Annotated in this window: 15 protein-coding genes; 7 read left to right on the top strand and 8 right to left on the bottom strand. The window is 47.2% G+C overall.

Annotated elements, in window-relative coordinates; genetic code table 11:
- Positions 1-116: 116 nt before the first annotated feature.
- The 5 genes from J8N69_RS12560 to J8N69_RS12540 all read right to left on the bottom strand — a co-directional run bounded on the left by J8N69_RS12560 (position 117) and on the right by J8N69_RS12540 (position 6787).
- Positions 117-1910, bottom strand: coding sequence for an acyl-CoA dehydrogenase (locus J8N69_RS12560; RefSeq protein WP_168826028.1), 1794 nt, complete (start codon positions 1908-1910; stop codon positions 117-119).
- 27 nt (positions 1911-1937) lie between these two features.
- Positions 1938-2705: a 3-hydroxyacyl-CoA dehydrogenase gene (locus J8N69_RS12555; protein WP_168826025.1), complete on the bottom strand. Its 768-nt coding sequence runs from the start codon at positions 2703-2705 to the stop codon at positions 1938-1940.
- Positions 2706-3200: 495 nt separating this feature from the next.
- Positions 3201-3959, bottom strand: coding sequence for a crotonase/enoyl-CoA hydratase family protein (locus tag J8N69_RS12550; protein ID WP_168826016.1), 759 nt, complete (start codon positions 3957-3959; stop codon positions 3201-3203).
- 24 nt (positions 3960-3983) lie between these two features.
- Positions 3984-5186 carry a thiolase family protein gene (locus tag J8N69_RS12545; RefSeq protein ID WP_168826014.1) on the bottom strand — a complete coding sequence of 401 codons (1203 nt, stop codon included), beginning with the start codon at positions 5184-5186 and terminating at the stop codon, positions 3984-3986.
- A gap of 32 nt (positions 5187-5218) precedes the next feature.
- Positions 5219-6787 (bottom strand): acyl CoA:acetate/3-ketoacid CoA transferase, encoded by a 1569-nt coding sequence (locus J8N69_RS12540; protein WP_168826012.1) that lies wholly within the window; start codon positions 6785-6787, stop codon positions 5219-5221.
- 281 nt (positions 6788-7068) lie between these two features.
- Between J8N69_RS12540 and J8N69_RS12535 the strand changes: the two genes are divergently transcribed.
- From J8N69_RS12535 to J8N69_RS12510, 6 genes are all read left to right on the top strand, one after another.
- Positions 7069-8103: a TRAP transporter substrate-binding protein gene (locus J8N69_RS12535; protein ID WP_168826010.1), complete on the top strand. Its 1035-nt coding sequence runs from the start codon at positions 7069-7071 to the stop codon at positions 8101-8103.
- Positions 8104-8126: 23 nt separating this feature from the next.
- Positions 8127-8630, top strand: a complete 504-nt coding sequence (locus J8N69_RS12530; RefSeq protein ID WP_168826008.1) for a TRAP transporter small permease — start codon at positions 8127-8129, stop codon at positions 8628-8630.
- Complete coding sequence (locus J8N69_RS12525) at positions 8623-9942, top strand: TRAP transporter large permease (protein ID WP_168826006.1); 1320 nt, start codon at positions 8623-8625, stop codon at positions 9940-9942. Before J8N69_RS12530 ends, J8N69_RS12525 begins: the two co-directional genes overlap by 8 nt.
- Before the next feature lie 153 nt (positions 9943-10095).
- Positions 10096-10551 (top strand): MarR family winged helix-turn-helix transcriptional regulator, encoded by a 456-nt coding sequence (locus tag J8N69_RS12520; protein ID WP_168825996.1) that lies wholly within the window; start codon positions 10096-10098, stop codon positions 10549-10551.
- A 131-nt stretch (positions 10552-10682) separates the two neighbouring features.
- Positions 10683-11672 carry a 2-hydroxyacid dehydrogenase gene (locus tag J8N69_RS12515; RefSeq protein WP_168825994.1) on the top strand — a complete coding sequence of 330 codons (990 nt, stop codon included), beginning with the start codon at positions 10683-10685 and terminating at the stop codon, positions 11670-11672.
- 87 nt (positions 11673-11759) lie between these two features.
- Complete coding sequence (locus J8N69_RS12510) at positions 11760-12611, top strand: inositol monophosphatase family protein (RefSeq protein WP_168825991.1); 852 nt, start codon at positions 11760-11762, stop codon at positions 12609-12611.
- 34 nt (positions 12612-12645) lie between these two features.
- Here the strand turns inward: J8N69_RS12510 and J8N69_RS12505 are convergent, their stop codons facing one another.
- Positions 12646-13584, bottom strand: coding sequence for a LysR family transcriptional regulator (locus J8N69_RS12505; protein ID WP_227803887.1), 939 nt, complete (start codon positions 13582-13584; stop codon positions 12646-12648).
- 98 nt (positions 13585-13682) lie between these two features.
- Here J8N69_RS12505 and J8N69_RS12500 point away from each other — a divergent pair, with 98 nt between their 5' ends.
- Complete coding sequence (locus J8N69_RS12500; protein ID WP_168825989.1) at positions 13683-14303, top strand: DsbA family protein; 621 nt, start codon at positions 13683-13685, stop codon at positions 14301-14303.
- 42 nt (positions 14304-14345) lie between these two features.
- On the opposite strand, the gene J8N69_RS12495 is transcribed toward J8N69_RS12500, so the two are convergent.
- Both J8N69_RS12495 and J8N69_RS12490 read right to left on the bottom strand, forming a co-directional pair.
- Positions 14346-15401 (bottom strand): lipid A deacylase LpxR family protein, encoded by a 1056-nt coding sequence (locus J8N69_RS12495; RefSeq protein WP_168825987.1) that lies wholly within the window; start codon positions 15399-15401, stop codon positions 14346-14348.
- 211 nt (positions 15402-15612) lie between these two features.
- Positions 15613-16986, bottom strand: coding sequence for a short-chain fatty acid transporter (locus J8N69_RS12490; RefSeq protein ID WP_168825985.1), 1374 nt, complete (start codon positions 16984-16986; stop codon positions 15613-15615).
- Positions 16987-17002: the final 16 nt, after the last annotated feature.

The raw sequence follows: 17002 nt of genomic DNA, 5'->3' as shown, positions 1-17002 counted from the left end.
ATTTTGCCCTAAAGAGCACTTTGATTATTTTTATACGGATAGAGTGTTAGGGAGTGGTTTATTCAACCACTGCCGTATTGTTATTGTTTTCTCGACTTTGACCTAAGCGGCCAGTTTCAAAATTCATACTCGCTAAGACCTAGGCCCGCGTTTTCAACGACCTTCAAAGCCGCCATAGCGGCAGGCAAACGATAAGCGCCATAAAATGCGCTTAGCGCGCTAATATTCTGTCGGTAAGACGCGTCGATGTGTTCTTCCGTTTGCTGATAAGCCAACACATTAAAAAGCTGCCAAGCGCAACACAAAATCCCCATGGCCTCTAAAAAAGGCACCGACACGGCCTGCAAAGACGCCGCATCACGGTCACGGTTTAGCAAATGAGAATCCAACAAAGACGTTACCCTAGTAATCACTTGCTGAGTTTCTTTCGCCATGGCGGCGAATACAGCATCGGCTTCAAAGGTGCGGACTAATTGCGTCATGTCGGCCAATAATTCGCTCAGCGCTTTCCCCTGATCGCCACGCACTTTTCTAAACACCAAGTCACGGGCTTGAATACCTGTTGTACCTTCATAAATGGTCGTGACCCGAGCATCACGCATAATCTGCGCGACACCGGTTTCTTCCACAAACCCCATGCCGCCAAAAACTTGAATCACTTGGCCCGCCATTATATTGGCGCGCTCTGTCGCAAAGGCTTTAAAGATCGGCGTCAGCAAAGCGATTCGATCTTTTTTCGATTGATTGCTTTTCGTTTCATCAATAGCCAATTCGCTGGCATCAATTTGCGCCGCGATCTGATAACCCAAGGCACGCAAAGCAAAGGTTTCTGAACGCATTTCCAACAACATGCGCTTCACATCAGCGTGTTCTACAATGGCGACTTTTTCACCTTGGTTGTTAGTGCCTTGGGTGCGTTCTTTGGCGTATGCCAAAGCCCGCTGATAACCTAATTCACCCAATGCCACCCCTTGTAAACCACAGCTTAAACGGGCCTCATTCATCAACACGAACATCGCCATTAAGCCTTGGTTCAGCTCACCCACTAATTCGCCAATACAATCGTCTTGATCACCGTAACTCATGGAACAAGTTGGGCTGCCATGAAGCCCCATTTTGTGTTCAATACCCGTACAGCGAACATCGTTAAAATCCCCCAATGTTCCATCATCAGTAACACGATGTTTGGGCACGATAAACAACGAAATACCACGGCTGCCAGCGGGTGCGTCTGGCGTTCTGGCCAGCACCAAATGAGCGATATTGTCCGTCAGATCATGCTCACCATAGGTAATGTAGATCTTCTGACCTTTGATTTTATACGTGCCGTCAGACTGGGGAATCGCCTTAGTATTCAACGCCCCTAAATCCGAACCCGCATTGGGTTCCGTCAGTGCCATCGCCACCGTCCACTCGCCAGTGACTATCTTGGGCAAATAGCGCTGTTGAATGGATTCGTTGGCAAAGTTTAATAAAATCTCCGCGCCACCTTGTGCCAAAGCCTGAAACATCACAAAGGCTAAATTCGCTGACAGCCACATTTCATTCACTGGCTGAGCAATGTATTTGGGCAAACCTTGACCACCAAACGCCTCTGGCAGCGCCAAGCCAATCCAGCCCGATTCGGCAAATTGCTGATACGCTTCTCGCCAGCCGTCCGCTGTCGTTACTTTTCCCTTTTGACTATTACCCTTTTGACTATGGCCACCTTGAAAACGACAGCCTTGCACATCACCCACAGCGTTTAGCGGCGCAAGGACGCCAGAAGCAAATTTCGCCGCTTCTTCCATCACCGCATTCGCTAGCTCAGGATCAAAGCCTTGCATGGCGTCAATGGCATCCAAGCCTTGTTGCTGGTAAGCCTGAGCCACCAGCAACTGCATGTCTTTATAAGGTGCTTGATAGGTCATCATCGACTCCAAAATACAAAAATAAAATTATTTCGCGGCCATACGAATGGCACCGTCAAGACGAATCACTTCGCCATTCAGCATGCTGTTTTCAATGATGTGCTGAGCCAACGCGGCGTATTCATCTGGTTCACCAAGACGCGGCGGAAATGGCACAGATTCACCCAAGGACTTTTGCACTTCTTCTGGCAATACATCCATCATGGGGGTTTTGAATAACCCTGGCGCAATGGTCATCACACGAATGCCAAAGCGCGCTAATTCACGAGCAATCGGCAAAGTCATGGCGCAAACACCGCCTTTGGAAGCGGCATAACCGGCCTGCCCAATCTGGCCATCAAACGCCGCCACAGAGGCGGTATTAATCATCACGCCGCGCTCTAAATTGGCTTCTGGTTCGTTATGCTGCATTTTGTCAGCCACCAAACGAATCATATTAAAAGTGCCAATTAAGTTCACTGATACCGCCCGCTGAAAAGACGCCAAACGATGGGGACCTTCACGACCAACGATGCGTTCTGCCCCGGGAATACCCGCGCAGTTCACCAAACCACTAATCGGACCAAAGGCTTCAACCGCTTTATCCAACGCACTTTGCACGGATGCTTCGTCAACAATGTCCGTCACGCAGCCTTGTACGCATTCGCCTAACGCCGCTTTTACACGCGCCAACCCAGCTTCATTGACATCGGCCAAGGTGACTTTTGCCCCGAGTCCGTGTAAACGACGTGCCACCGCTTCACCAATACCCGAAGCACCACCAGTCACCACAAAATGTTTGTCTTGAATTTGCATTTAAATACTCCTGATCTTGCTGTTATTTTTATGACAAAGAATAAATTTACTCAGTCTTTTCCTCGTTCCCTGATAAAAAGAACCTTGGTATTTGATTCACACTGACGCGTTGAGCTTGCGAAACAGGCGCAAGTACTTTTTATTTTAAGAACTGCATACCAAGATTCCCCTCGTTCCCTGATAAAAAGAACCTTGGTATTTGATTCACGCTGACGCGTTGAGCTTGCGAAACAGGCGCAAGTACTTTTTATTTTAAGAACTGCATACCAAGATTCCCCTCGTTCCCTGATAAAAAGAACCTTGGTATTTGATTCACGCTGACGCGTTGAGCTTGCGAAACAGGCGCAAGTACTTTTTATTTTAAGAACTGCATACCAAGATTCCCCTCGTTCCCTGATAAAAAGAACCTTGATATTTGATTCACGCTGACGCGTTGAGCTTGCGAAACAGGCGCAAGTGAATTAAGTATCAAGATTCATGCTATGCATAAACTTCTTAGCTTTTTTTACGATTCAAAAACGCATCAATACGGGCTTTTACTTCGTCGCTGGTTTGCGTAATACCGCAAATCAATGACTCGGTGTACAAACCTTCCTGTGCCGACATATTGCTAATACGGCTCAGTCCTGTGGTCATTGCCCAGTTAGAATATTTGGAGTTCTTGCCAATGCCTTGGGCGATCTCGAAAGCTTTTGCCAAAGCCTCACCATTACCCACCACATAATGCGCTAGACCAATACGCAAACCTTCATCGGCTTTTACATCTCGACCCGTCAGCATCATTTCGGTCATGCGGCTGACGCCAATCACATTCGCCACATTAACCGACGCACCGCCTCCCACAAAAATGCCATGCTTGCCTTCCGGCAAACGGTAAAAGGTGTTTTCTTCGGTGACACGAACATGGGCACAAATCGCCAATTCCAAACCGCCGCCAATCACCGCGCCGTGCATGGCCGCCACCACCGGAATACCTGACTCACGAATGTGACCAAACACGCGATGCCACATTTGCGAATGCTTCACCACTTGGAAAGGTTCGCGCGCTTTGTGCTCTAAAAGATCCAAACCAGAACAAAATTCAGGGCCCGCACCAGACAGCACAATGACATTGACCTCATCGGCTAAATTCAAAAAAACGTGCTCAATCTCAAGACACAAGCTGTCATTGATGGCGTTTTTCTTCTCAGGGCGATTAAGCTGCAAATGCGCCACGCCATTTTCTACGGAATAATTAATAAATTGATATGTCATCTTGGATTACCTTTAATCTTATAATTAGCGATCAGATACTTTTATTACGACGGCCATTCCAGTGTCCCCAGCAGCACAGCCGGTGAACAAACCATAACCGCCACCCAAAATGGTCAGCTCTTCAATCAGCTCGATAATGGCGCGCATGCCCGTTGGCCCTTGAGGATGCCCCCAAATTAACGAGCAGCCGTAGTTGTTCATGGTCATCACATCAATGTCCATTGCTTTGGCAAAGGCCACATCGTTGACAGCAAAGGGGTTGTGGGTTTTGATGGCTTTCACTTGTTTAATATCGATACCCGCTACCGCAAGGGCGCGTTTTGCCGCTTCGATTGGGGCGGCTGGCATGAAGGCCAAATCGTCTCGTGCTTGCCCAAAACCCAACACTTCTATCTTGATTTCAGGACGCGAGGTTAAAGACGCCACGTCTTCTGAGCGACAAAGAATCGCCGACGCATTGCCATCAGCAGGATGGGTTTGATTGCCAAACGTAATCACCCCGCCCTCTTGAATCGGTTTTAGCTTTTGCAAGCCTTCCAACGTGGTTGGAAAAATGCCTTCATCGCCAGTCACCACCGTCTCTTCTTTTTTAAAGTTGGCGCTTGGCACGGACAAAGGCAGCGTCATATATCGTTTTTGAAAGGCTTGATCGTCTTTCAATGCATCTTGGTACTGCTCAAAACGACGGAAAGTGACTCGGTCTAATTCTTCGCGCGTGATGTCAAAACGCTTGGCGACATTTTCGCCGGTTTGCATCATCGAATGACCGCCCACACAATCGTTCATCATGTTGTAGGTCACTTGGTCTTCCGACGCCCCCGCTGGGCCTTTGGCATTCGGGTAGTAAATATGTGGGCCGTTTGAACAGCGATCGGCGGTGATCAACAAAGATACCTTTGCCATGCCACAGACAATTTCCGACGCCGCGGCAAACAAACCACGAGCACTGGTGGCACACACTTGATTCACGGCGTGACCGGCGGTATTCACCGCGCCAATCTCATACAAGGGCCACGGCGCACCGTTAAAAGATTGATACTGATTGACGGTCATCCCCAGCACACCAGAGTCAAACACCAACGGATCAATATTGCGTTTCGCTAGCTCATTTTTTGCCACATGAGCGGCAAATTTCATCGAATGCAAATGCTGCAATGAACCTTGCCATTTGGTAAACGGCGTACTCCAGTAAGCACCGTAAGGAATTTCGACATTCTTGATAGACATAAGATTTTCTCGCTGATTGATTCTTGTTGTTTTTATAACGGATTGGCCGCCGCCATGATGTCGCCTAAACCGCCCCACTGTTCAGCGAATATCGCCTCTGGCATGGTTTTCAGGTCATCGGCTATGATGGGACGAAACGCCATCACACTTAGCACGTCTTTTTCTAAATCCAATCCCGGTGCAACTTCGGTCAGCACCATACCTTCTTGACGCAGTTCCAACACGCAGCGTTCGGTGACAAACACCACAGGCTGATGATTCGCGCGCGCAACCGCACCACTAAAAGTAATGTGATCAACCGCTTCGACAAACTTCTGCACCTTGCCTTCTTCTAATACTTTCATCTTGCCGTTTTCGAAGCCCAGCTTAGCGCCATTCACTAACGTGCCGCAGAACACGACTTTTTTCGCACTCTGGGAAATATTGATAAAACCGCCCGGCCCGACCACTTTAGGACCAAATTTACTGACGTTTAAATTGCCGTCTTTGTCGGCTTGCGCCAGCCCCAAGAAGGCAATATCCAAACCGCCGCCATCGTAAAAATCGAACTGCGCTTCGTGCTCAATAATCGCATCGGCATTCCACGCTGCGCCAAAGTCACCGCCAGACGCGGGAATACCGCCGTAAGTGCCAAGTTCTGTGGTTAAGGTAAACAAATGAGAGACTTTTTCTTCTGCCGCAATCGCCGCGACACCGTCTGGCATACCAATCCCTAGGTTCACCATGACATTGGCTTTCAGCTCCATGGCGGCACGACGGGCAATGACTTTGCGATCACTGAACAGCATAGGCGGCAAGGCATTTAATGGCACACGAGAATTACCCGCCAAACCTGGGTTATAGGTGGTGGTAATGGTTTGTTTGTGATCTTCGGCGGGCGCGACAGTGATGTAATCCACCAGCACACCGGGGACTTTGACTTCTTTAGGGTGAATAGAATGGCGCTCGGCAATGTATTTCACTTGCGCAATCACAATGCCACCACTGTTTTTTGCGGCTTGCGCCATGGGCAATATTTCCGCCAACATGGCTTCTTCTTCAACCGACAAGTTGCCGTCTTCATCGGCGGTTGTCGCACGAATCACCACCACATCGAGCGGGAATTTTTTGTACAGCAACCATTCTTCGTCTTCAATAGTGATGCGTTTAACCAACTCTTCGGTGGTCAAGGAAGTAACCTTACCGCCACTAATCAAAGGGTCAACATAGGTGCCCATACCGACTTTGGTAATCACCCCCGGTTTATTACCGGCAATTTGACGCCACATGGTGGTCAACACCCCTTGCGGAAGCAGATAGGCCTCAATGGCATTGTCGGTGATCATCTGTGCCATTTTAGGCGCTTGGCCGGTGTGACCAGAAATCAAACGCTTCACCAAATTTGGATGCGCCATGCGTGACATGCCCGCGTCTTTGCCATCCCCACAACCACAATCATGGATAAGCGTTAACTGTTGTGGATGACCTGTTGTTTCAAAACGTTGCTCAACCGCCTTGGCAACCGCTTCAGCAAAATACGACATGCCCACGGTAGACCAAGCAACATTGGCACCATCAGGGATCAAATTAGCAGCTTGCGCTAGGGAAATAATCTTGCTCATTTTTTACCCTCAAATATTTTTTATCGTTGTTTAGTGGGTTGGGGATCTATTAATGTTGTACATCACAACTATTTTTTTTACAAACGTTTTTGCTAAGATTGTCTTTTTTGAATACCTTGAGCAAAAAATCTATAAACACAATTGTTGAAAAGCACAACAATTTGTGTCAAAAATGGATTCACTCTCAGGAAGGAATCGGGAAAAACCATGGACGTTGGTGTAAGCCCATGTTGAAAAATAATAAAACGCAACGGATAACAACAAAAACAAAGGTGATTAAAATGAACAAAATCATGCTAAAAAGCATCGCGTTACTGGCAGGCTCTCTTGTGTCAATCAACGCCGCCGCGGCAGACCCTGAATACACGCTAAAGCTTCATCACATGCTTCCCCCCATGTCGATGGCCCACACTCAGTTCCTAACGCCTTGGGCGGAAAAAGTCGAAGCAGACTCCAATGGCCGCATAAAAATTGATGTGTATCCCGCCATGCAGCTAGGCGGCAAACCACCACAGCTTTTTGACCAAGTTCGCAAGGGAATCGTCGATTTGTCGTGGACAATTGCCGGTTATACGCCCGGGCGCTTTCCTAAAATGACGTCGTTTGAACTGCCCTTTATCCCTGGCACTGCCAAGGCAACCAGTATGGCATTACAAGAGTACGGCGAAACAGAAATGCAAGATGAGCTAAAAGACGTGCATGTAATTGCACTGCATACGCATGCATCTGGCTCTTTTCATTCCAGAGATAAAGCCATCAAAACACTCGAAGATATCAAAGGTATGAAAGTACGCGCGCCCAATAAAGTTATGTCTGAAGGCTTTAATGAAATCGGCACAAACACTATTTTCATGCCAGTCACTGATATGGCCAGCGCAATTTCAAAAGGCGTCTTTGATGTCGCGGTATTACCGTTTGAAATCGTTTATCCAATGAAAATATACGAGTTAGTAAAATACCATACCGAATTTAAAGGCACCGGCTTGTACACCAACACCTTTGTGTTTTCGATGAATAAAAAAGTCTATAACGATATGCCAGCCGATCTACAAAAGATCATTGATCAAAACTCAGGCGTTCCTTTCGCCGGTCATATCGGCGATCTGTTTGATAACTATGAAGTGAGTTCACGTAAGTATGCCGTTGATAATGGCAATACGTTTGATTATATCGAAGGAGACGAACACCAACGCTGGGAAGACGCCATGGCGCCTGTCAGTGAAAAATGGGTAGAAGATATGACGGACGATGGCTACGAGGGTCAGCGCCTTTTGGATAAAACCAAAGCACTGATCAAAAAATACGAAGACTTTTAAACCGTCTGGTTGGATGAGTTAGCATGATCAAATTAACGACAGATATACAACGATCTTTCTTAGGTCGTTTGTCGAGTCTATTTGCGCTAGCCGGTGGTTTTATCATGTTAATGCTGGCGGCGATTACCGTCGCCAGCATTATTGGTCGAACCACCATTGGGCAGTCGATAGAAGGCGATTACGAAATCACTGAAATGGGCCTCGCCATGGCGGTTTTTCTTTTCTTACCTGAGTGCTACATCAAAAAAGGCCATGTCGTTGTGGATTTATTCACCGCACATTGTAAACCAAGCACTCTGCATAAATTGGATACGCTTAGCGATCTCATTTTTACCTTGGTGGCATTTCTCTTTGTCTATCGAATGGGCTTAAGCGGCTTCGAAGCCAAAGAGTATATGGAGCAATCCATATTGCTCGCCTTACCGACTTGGTGGACCTACATTGTGGGCGTGGTCGCCATGACACTTTGTGGACTGTGTGGTCTTTATAATCTGTTCACTGTGTTCGTTGGAGGTAAACATGAGTAATATTGAGCTGGCCTTTTTCATGATGGCAGCCCTGCTCGTTCTAATGAGCATACGCATCCCTATTGCGTTAACCATGCTGGTTTGTGGCGCGGTTGGCTATTCTCTTATCGGTGGCGTTCCGGCTTTGCTGGAATACCTTGGCACCGCACCTGTGGCTAAGTTCTCCACCTACGATTTGTCGGTTGTGCCGTTATTTTTATTAATGGGCGAACTGGCCACCCGTTCAGGCATCACCGCAGAATTATTCCGCACCTGTAACACATGGATTGGTCGCCAGCGGGGCGGTATCGCCATGGCGGCTATTGCTGGTTGCGCGGCATTTGGTGCCATTTGTGGTTCCTCTTTGGCAACCGCGTCGACCATGGGTAAAGTCGCACTCCCCGAAATGAAACGCCTTAAATATTCGGGCAGCTTAGCAGCGGGCGCCTTGGCCGCTGGCGGCACCTTGGGGATTTTGATTCCACCGTCTATGGTGTTGATCATTTTTGCGGTACTCACCGAGCAAAATATTGCCAAAATGTTCATTGCGGCTTTTATACCGGGCTTTTTAGCGGCGGGTGGTTATATTCTTGCCATTGCCATTTATGTGCGTATTTATCCGAATTCTGGGCCTCGTGGCGAGAAAACCACTTGGGCGCAAAAAATCAAATCCACTAAAGACGTTTGGCACATTACGGGGATTTTCTTAGTCGTATTGGGCGGTATTTATCTGGGGTTTTTCACTCCGACTGAAGCCGCGTCGGTTGGGGTTATTTTAACCGCCATGCTGGCCTTTACCCATGGAAAAATGCGTCTGGATGGCTTATTAGTCTGCTTGATGCGCACCGCTGTTTCGTCGGCGATGATCTTTTTCATCGTACTCGGAGCCGACCTTTTTAGTGTCTTTATTGCTTTATCAAGATTACCGGACTTGGGCGTAGAACTCATACAGAATTCTGGCTTATCGCCTTACACTATATTGGTTTGCATGCTACTGACCTATTTAGTCATGGGCTGCTTTTTAGACAGTCTGGCGATGATACTACTGACCATTCCGATTTATTTTCCAATCATCATGGTGATGGATTTTGGCATACCGCAAGCCGATTTGGGTATTTGGTTTGGTATACTCGCGCTTATTGTGGTGGAAGTCGGGTTGATCACGCCTCCGGTGGGCATGAACGTCTTTATTATCAAGTCCTTTGATGACTCTTTAAAACTCAAAGAGTGCTTTAAAGGCGTGATTCCATTCTTGATCTCTGACTTTGTCAGGGTCGCCTTGTTGATCCTCTTCCCAGGCATTACCCTAGGCTTGGTTCACCTGATCGGTTAGTCACTCAAAAAGCGTGGGCATCATGCTCACGCTTTATTGATACAACGTCCAATTATCTTAAATTCAATTATCTTAAATTCAATCGTTTTGAGGTACATCAAAGCGGCGTTCTATATTACAATACTCAATTATTCGACAAGAAATGAGACAGACATGGCTGACGATACAAAAAAAACCGACCCATCAATAGACTTTGGCATCTTAAACAGCCTCGTTGGTTATCGCCTGCGTCGTGCTCAAATGAACTTTTTTACTAAGTTTTCTGAAGTCTGTTCCGACTTGGGCATCAGTCCTGGTCTATTCGCTATTATTGCCATTGTTGAACGTAACCCTGGTTTGACTCAAACCGCTGTCGCCCAAGCCCTTGGTAACGACAGATCCGCCATGGTCGCCGCCGTCGATAAGCTTGAAAAGATGGACATTCTTGAGCGCCGCCCAGCGATTAATGATCGCCGCTCTTACGCCCTCTTTATGACCAAACAGGGTAAAACTTTTTTCCAAAACCTCACGGAACGCGTCATGGAACACGAAAAAGTCATGGCGGCGCGCCTAGACAGCGACCAAGAACTGGATTGGTTACTCAAAACCCTAGACACCTTGTCTCAGTAACACGGACTGTTAACGGCTAAAGCATTTACTATTGCTTTAGGTCAAGGTATGTAGCGGCAACCCAAGCATGAGCAATGTTTATAGGTTATAAATAACAGACCCTTTTTGACAAAACGACAGGATCACGTTTTATGAAAGTTGCTGTTTTTTCCTGCAAACCTTACGACAAAAGAACCCTCGCCAGCGCCACAAACGATGCTGACTTGTCCATGACTTACTTTGAAAGTCGCCTAAGCATGGAGACAATCAGCTTAGTAAAAGGTTTTGATGCGGTTTCGTGCTTCGTCAACGACGATGTCAATGCCGACGTCATTCGTCTGTTAAAACAACAAGGCGTCAAAACCATCGCCTTACGTTGCGCAGGCTTTAATAACGTCGACCTAGAAGCCGCAAAAGCCGAAGGCATTAAAGTCTTCCATGTGCCCGATTACAGTCCCACCTCGGTTGCCGAACACGCCGTTGCGCTTATCATGACGCTAAATCGCAAAACACACCGCGCCTATCATAGAGTCAAAGAAGGCAACTTTGCCTTAGAAGGGCTAATGGGATTTAACTTAGCGGGCAAAACCGTTGGCTGCATTGGCACGGGTCGCATTGGCACCGCATTTTGCCGCATCATGAAAGGCTTCGGCTGCGAAGTATTGTGCTATGACTTATCCCCATCACAAGAGCTTATTGACCAAGGCTGCCAATACATCCCTCTTGATGAACTCTACCAACAAAGCGACATCATTAGCCTACATTGCCCATTGAACACATCGACTCATCACCTCATCAGCAAAAACAGCCTAGCAAAAATGAAAGACGGCGTAATGATCATCAACACCAGTCGTGGTGCATTGGTTCATGCACAAGAAGCCATCGACGCGCTGTACAGCGGAAAAATTGGCTATTTAGGCTTAGATGTCTACGAACAAGAAAACAAAATCTTCTTTGAAGACATGTCGTCTCACATCATTCAAGACAGCGTTTTTCAGCTCATGCTCACCTTCCCTAACGTCGTCGTCACCGGTCACCAAGGCTACTTCACCATAGAAGCACTGAACCACATTGCCCAAACCACCGTCGACAACTTACTGCACCACCAAAGTGACAGCAGCGGCACAAGGCAATTGGCGTAGCCTTCCCAGAGAATGGATTTATTAACAAACCCTCATGTGCATCGCGTATAATTATCCCATCTTTAACATAAAGAATAGGAGCAATGCATGAACCTCGATAAAGCGACGCAAGCAAGACTGATCAGCATCGTCCGTCGAGCCGGACAAGAGATCGTCATGCCAAACTTTCGTCAGTTAAGCGCCGCCGATGTGGAAACCAAAAGCAGCCTAACCGACCTTGTCACCATTGCCGACAAAGCCAGTGAAGCCTTTATAACAAATGAAATTCAGCACGCCTTTGCGGATTGGGAAATCGTTGGTGAAGAAGCCGTCGCCGAAGACCCATCGACCACAGACAAAATTACCACCGCCGACACCTGCGTGATTATCGACCCAATCGATGGTACTTGGAACTACGCCCATGGCTTATCAGATTTCGGCATCATACTCGCCGTAGTGGTAAAAGGCGTAACGCGCTTTGGCTTATTGTATGACCCCGTAAACGACGACTGGATTTACGCCAATCTAGGCGAAGGCGCGTTTTTTCAGCGTACCGCCATGAGTGAAAAAGGCAAAACTCAACCAGCACAAGCGCCCTTGCCTTTACACATAAAAGCCGAACCAGACCTAGATAAACTCACCGGCATCATGTCGGTCAACGCCTATAAAGGTCAGAAAAAACACGACTTCGCACAAAAAGCCGCACGCTTTGTACGCATCAACAACCTACCCTCTTGCCCAGCGTATCGACAAATCGCCCAAGGTCACTTTCACTTCAGCCTGACCTATAAAATGCTGCCTTGGGATCACGCTGCCGGCGTACTGATTCACACCGAAGCGGGCGGCGTCTGCCGAACACTCGACGGCCAAGAGTACCGCCCAACCATGCTAGACGGCGAAATGCTCGCCGCTCAGTCAGAACAACAATGGCAAGCATTAGCGGAGTGGTTTAGGAAATAGATTGAATTAAAACCTTATGTCCAATCAAACATTCTCACCAAGGGTGCTCGGCAAAGTAGCTTTCTAAATGGTCGATCAAGGCGCGTACATTGGGCGATAAATGTTTTCGAGACGAATACAGCGCGTAGATAATCAGGTCTTTGGGTTTCCAGTCGGGCAAAAGATGTTGCAAGCTGCCGTTTTGAATGTAGCGGTTGGCTAAATAAGTCGGCTGTAGACAAACGCCCATGCCATTTAGTGTGGCGTGTAACAGTGCCGTGGCTTCGTTGATGCTTAAACGACAATCCAAAGAAACCGATTCAAATTGCTCGTTCTGAGATAGGTGCCAGATGTGGCGTGCTAAGTTTTTGTAACCTAAGCAATCGTGGTGTATTAAGTCTTGCGGATGGGTAATGTCGCCTATCGTTTGTTGTACTTTTTCAAGATACGCCGGAGACGCCACCAACACGGATTCACACACGGCAATGGGTTTACCGATTAACGACGGATCTGGGTTCGAGGCGAGGCGTATGGCAAGGTCGATACTTTTTTCCGTTAAATCTGCCGTGCTGTCTTCTAGATCAATATCAATATGGACTTTGGGGTGTTTCTCCATAAAGTCTTGAATGGCAGGCATCAGTTGGGAGAAACCAAACGACATGCTGGAGGTGATTCGCACCACGCCCGATAGCGCTTCGCTGGTGTTGACCAAGGCGGTGATTTTATCCGCTTGCTCCAACCACTGTTCCACGTCTTTTAAGCAGGCTTCGCCAGCACTGGTGAGGGAGATTTTTCGGGTTGTGCGATGCAACAAACGGATTTTCAACCAATCTTCCATGGCTTCTATATAACGCGTCACCATAGGGCGCGACATATTCAAACGATCTGCTGTGCGAGAAAAGCTCCGCGATTGGGCAACATCAATAAAGACCTTAGCGGCGGTCACTCTGTCCATTTTCCACCCTTCCATTTGAACGATATAAGAAACAATCATGTTCATTTTCATGTATTTTTCAGAGCAAGACAATTCTTTATGCTTAGTAACATTAAGGAAACTCTTTTAAACACGCTTTTAAGATAAGGTAACCGCCCATGACCAAGATCCATTACTTCTTCGACCCTATGTGTGGCTGGTGCTACGGTGCCTCCCCTTTGATTGAGGTGTTAGCAAATACACCTGAGTTCGAGCTTATCTATCACCCTGGTGGGATGATTCCGAAGCGTGCCATTGATACCTCTTTTAGACAGCATATTTTGCAAGCAGACAAGAAAATTGCCGCCATGACAAACGTGCTGTTTGGTGAGTCTTATAAGGCAAGAGTGATGGCGGCTGATGAGTTTGTTGTTGATTCTTACGCGACAACACGCGCCATCTTTGTCGGCCAAGAAATGGGCATCGAAGCCCACAAAATGCTAGCGGCTATTCAAATCGCCCATTATCAACAAGGTGAACATTTGGAAAAGCTGGATGTGTTGGCCAAGCTAGCGGTTTCGATGGGATTGGATGAAACGATTTGGAATGAAAAAATGGCCAATTCAGAACCTAACATGCTAAAGCAAGTACAACAAAGCCACCAATTAATGGAAAAAATGCAAGTCAGGGGTTACCCAACCCTAGTGGTTGAGAAAGACGGCAAGCTACAGCACCTCTCTCACGGTCACTATTACGGCAAAACACTGGAGTGGAAACACTATTTAACCGCTTTCATCTGATTGCCCCAATACCCAAAAGGCCTTCTTTAGGCTCGCTAGCGATCAAAGCTGCCAAGCAAAAGTGAAGGTGCCATAGCGAGTGTACTTGTCCATTTCTCGGTCATGTTCATCACCGCTAAAGCTAAAAGGGGAATTAATCGCAAAAGATAACGCGGCATCACCCCAAGAGTAAGTAACGCCTGATGAAAACATATTGTTGTTATGATCGTAGTCTATGGAACGACTGTCACGGAAGGTGTTGCCATCGGTGAAGATCTGATTAAAAGTATAATTTAGACTCAAGCCAAGGTACACAAACCAGCCTTGATTCACAGCGATAGGATTCGAGGTTCTGGATTCGGCTAATAACGCGGTCGCGTAAGAGTCTTTCAGGTTTTGCCCATAGCGCAGCATAGCCCCCGTGCTGGCTGCACTTTTTAGCGTGCCAACGCTGGCGTTAACGCTTGACAGTAAATCCATTTTACCGGTATCAGATACCCAAGAACGCCATGTTCGACCACGAGACAATTCAAACACGACTTCATTTTCTAATTGTGTGTCCCAGCCTTTTGGGGTTTTAGCACTAATCACTTTATGCACTGCTTTTTGCGTTTGCTCCCCCATGGCAAGAGGGCCAACCACCCCCAGCGTGGTGCTGACTCTGTCGGCATAATCAGCAGTAACCAAAATATAAGCATTGGTAAAGCTCAATAATCCAGAGTAAGGGAAAGACCCTTCTGGCGGGACTGGCATGCCAATATCATAAGGCGTGGCTAACGTTTGACCAAGACTGTATAGCTTGATAGTACTGTCGACATTGGGGCTGTTGGGCATACTCCACATTAACGGTTTTACCCAAATATCAGGCGCTTGAATCGATAGCGGCTTATCATTTACATCGTAAAATGAAATATAAATACCATTGGTATAACCATTGTCTTCATTGACAAAAAAATCATTATCCAGAGTAGCCGACATCCAATTTATATCTGCATATGCGGGTAACGCAGACAGCAAAATAAAGCCAATGCAATATTTTCTGAATAGCGACACCATGCCTCTACTACGGATATTTTTACGGCTTATGCTTTTTCCGCTACCACCTTGCTCAATGACCATTTCCTATCCGTTTCAATGCAAAAAATACGCTGCATTATAAAGCGTATTTATACAAAAAAACGGTGCCGATAGCATCTATAACAATTTAACCATAAAAGGCTATTTTCTAAGAAAATCAGCATATTGCTTGCTTATTTCATGCCATTATTTGGGCATTAAAAAGGGGCAGAACCCTTAAAAGCGTCTGCCCCTTTGACACTTTAAAACCTTGTTAGAAAATCAAAAAGCCAAGAGAGATGATCACACCAGAACCGATCAACGCCATGAGGCAGTAACCCATTACATCTTTTGCACCCAGCCCTGCAATCGCAAGCGCTGGCAATGCCCAAAACGGCTGAATCATGTTAGTCCAGGCATCGCCCCAAGCAATCGCCATCGCGGTTTTCGCAGCGTCAACCCCCAACGCGGCACCAGCTGGCATCATGATCGGCGCTTGTACCGCCCACTGACCACCACCAGAAGGAACAAAGAAGTTAACAATACCCGCACTCAAAAAGGTGAAAAGCGGGAAAGTCGTTTCATTAGAAATGGACACAAATGCTTGAGAAATCAACCCCGCCAGTGACGCGCCAGAATCCCCCGTTGCCGTCATCATACCCATAATCCCTGCGTAAAATGGGAATTGCAGCAAGATACCCGAACAGTTACGCGCCCCTTGGGAAATCGAAATCAACAAACTCTTTGGCGTGCCATGTAACAAAATAGCGGAAAACAAAAAGATAAAATTGACCAGATTCAAGTTCAGCGCAAAACCATTATTGATGAAATAATAAATAATATACGCAAAGCCCATTACGCCTAACAGCAATGACAAAACACGACTATTCTCTAAACGTTCCGCTGGCGTCATGTCCGCTTTTTCAATAGCAACAACCTCTGGCTCTTTGAGTAGTTCCGCATCAATCGTGATGGTGTCTTGTGGTGCAGGGTGCATCAAACGATTCAACAACGGAATAGTGACAAACATCACCGCCAAGATGGTTAAGTTCATTGTAGAAAAGATCGTTTCAGAGGTTGGAATCGCAGCAGTCACCGCGCCATTTGTTACCTTTTCTATATTCGCACCACCCGCAATAGACAAGGGAATAGAGCCCGACAAACCACCGTGCCAGAACAAAAAGCCACTGTATGCTGAGGCGATCAACAAGCGGTAATCCACCCCTTTAACACGAGCGGCGATTTCTTTGGCAAAAATCGCGCCCACCACCAAACCGAATCCCCAGTTCACCCAGCACGCCATCGCGCTGATAGCGGTCACTAGGATAATCGCTTGGCCCGGTGTTTTCGCCGCACCGGCCAGCATCGCCAATTTACGCTTAAACGCTGGCGCACTCGCCATCGCATGGCCCGTTACCACCACCATCGCCATTTGCATGGAGAAGCTAAGCAAATTCCAAAAGCCACCGGCCCATGCGTTCACCACTTGCATCGGCCCCTGCCCAGTACTTGGCATGACAAAAAGGAAAACCACAAAGGTTAATCCAATCGCGAAGATGAAAGGATCAGGCAGGTAGCGCTGTAACAGCGCCACAAAAAATTGACTGACTTTTTGTAAACCGGTTTGTTTTTGTTCGAGAGTATTCATCAGTATTTCCTATTTA

The organism is Marinomonas profundi (genome assembly GCF_020694005.1).
GTDB lineage: Bacteria > Pseudomonadota > Gammaproteobacteria > Pseudomonadales > Marinomonadaceae > Marinomonas > Marinomonas profundi.
Note: the sequence above shows the minus strand (reverse complement) of the source record. Positions and strands in the feature narration are given on the sequence as shown.

Excerpts from the sequence above, each read along its gene's own strand:
- J8N69_RS12550 (WP_168826016.1), bottom strand. The coding sequence starts at position 3,959 with ATGACATATCAATTTATTAATTATTCCGTAGAAAATGGCGTGGCGCAT.
- J8N69_RS12515 (WP_168825994.1), top strand. The coding sequence starts at position 10,683 with ATGAAAGTTGCTGTTTTTTCCTGCAAACCTTACGACAAAAGAACCCTC.
- J8N69_RS12490 (WP_168825985.1), bottom strand. The coding sequence starts at position 16,986 with ATGAATACTCTCGAACAAAAACAAACCGGTTTACAAAAAGTCAGTCAA.
- J8N69_RS12500 (WP_168825989.1), top strand. The coding sequence starts at position 13,683 with ATGACCAAGATCCATTACTTCTTCGACCCTATGTGTGGCTGGTGCTAC.
- J8N69_RS12545 (WP_168826014.1), bottom strand. The coding sequence starts at position 5,186 with ATGTCTATCAAGAATGTCGAAATTCCTTACGGTGCTTACTGGAGTACG.
- J8N69_RS12535 (WP_168826010.1), top strand. The coding sequence starts at position 7,069 with ATGAACAAAATCATGCTAAAAAGCATCGCGTTACTGGCAGGCTCTCTT.
- J8N69_RS12555 (WP_168826025.1), bottom strand. The coding sequence starts at position 2,705 with ATGCAAATTCAAGACAAACATTTTGTGGTGACTGGTGGTGCTTCGGGT.
- J8N69_RS12495 (WP_168825987.1), bottom strand. The coding sequence starts at position 15,401 with ATGGTCATTGAGCAAGGTGGTAGCGGAAAAAGCATAAGCCGTAAAAAT.
- J8N69_RS12520 (WP_168825996.1), top strand. The coding sequence starts at position 10,096 with ATGGCTGACGATACAAAAAAAACCGACCCATCAATAGACTTTGGCATC.
- J8N69_RS12560 (WP_168826028.1), bottom strand. The coding sequence starts at position 1,910 with ATGACCTATCAAGCACCTTATAAAGACATGCAGTTGCTGGTGGCTCAG.
- J8N69_RS12530 (WP_168826008.1), top strand. The coding sequence starts at position 8,127 with ATGATCAAATTAACGACAGATATACAACGATCTTTCTTAGGTCGTTTG.
- J8N69_RS12510 (WP_168825991.1), top strand. The coding sequence starts at position 11,760 with ATGAACCTCGATAAAGCGACGCAAGCAAGACTGATCAGCATCGTCCGT.
- J8N69_RS12505 (WP_227803887.1), bottom strand. The coding sequence starts at position 13,584 with ATGATTGTTTCTTATATCGTTCAAATGGAAGGGTGGAAAATGGACAGA.
- J8N69_RS12540 (WP_168826012.1), bottom strand. The coding sequence starts at position 6,787 with ATGAGCAAGATTATTTCCCTAGCGCAAGCTGCTAATTTGATCCCTGAT.
- J8N69_RS12525 (WP_168826006.1), top strand. The coding sequence starts at position 8,623 with ATGAGTAATATTGAGCTGGCCTTTTTCATGATGGCAGCCCTGCTCGTT.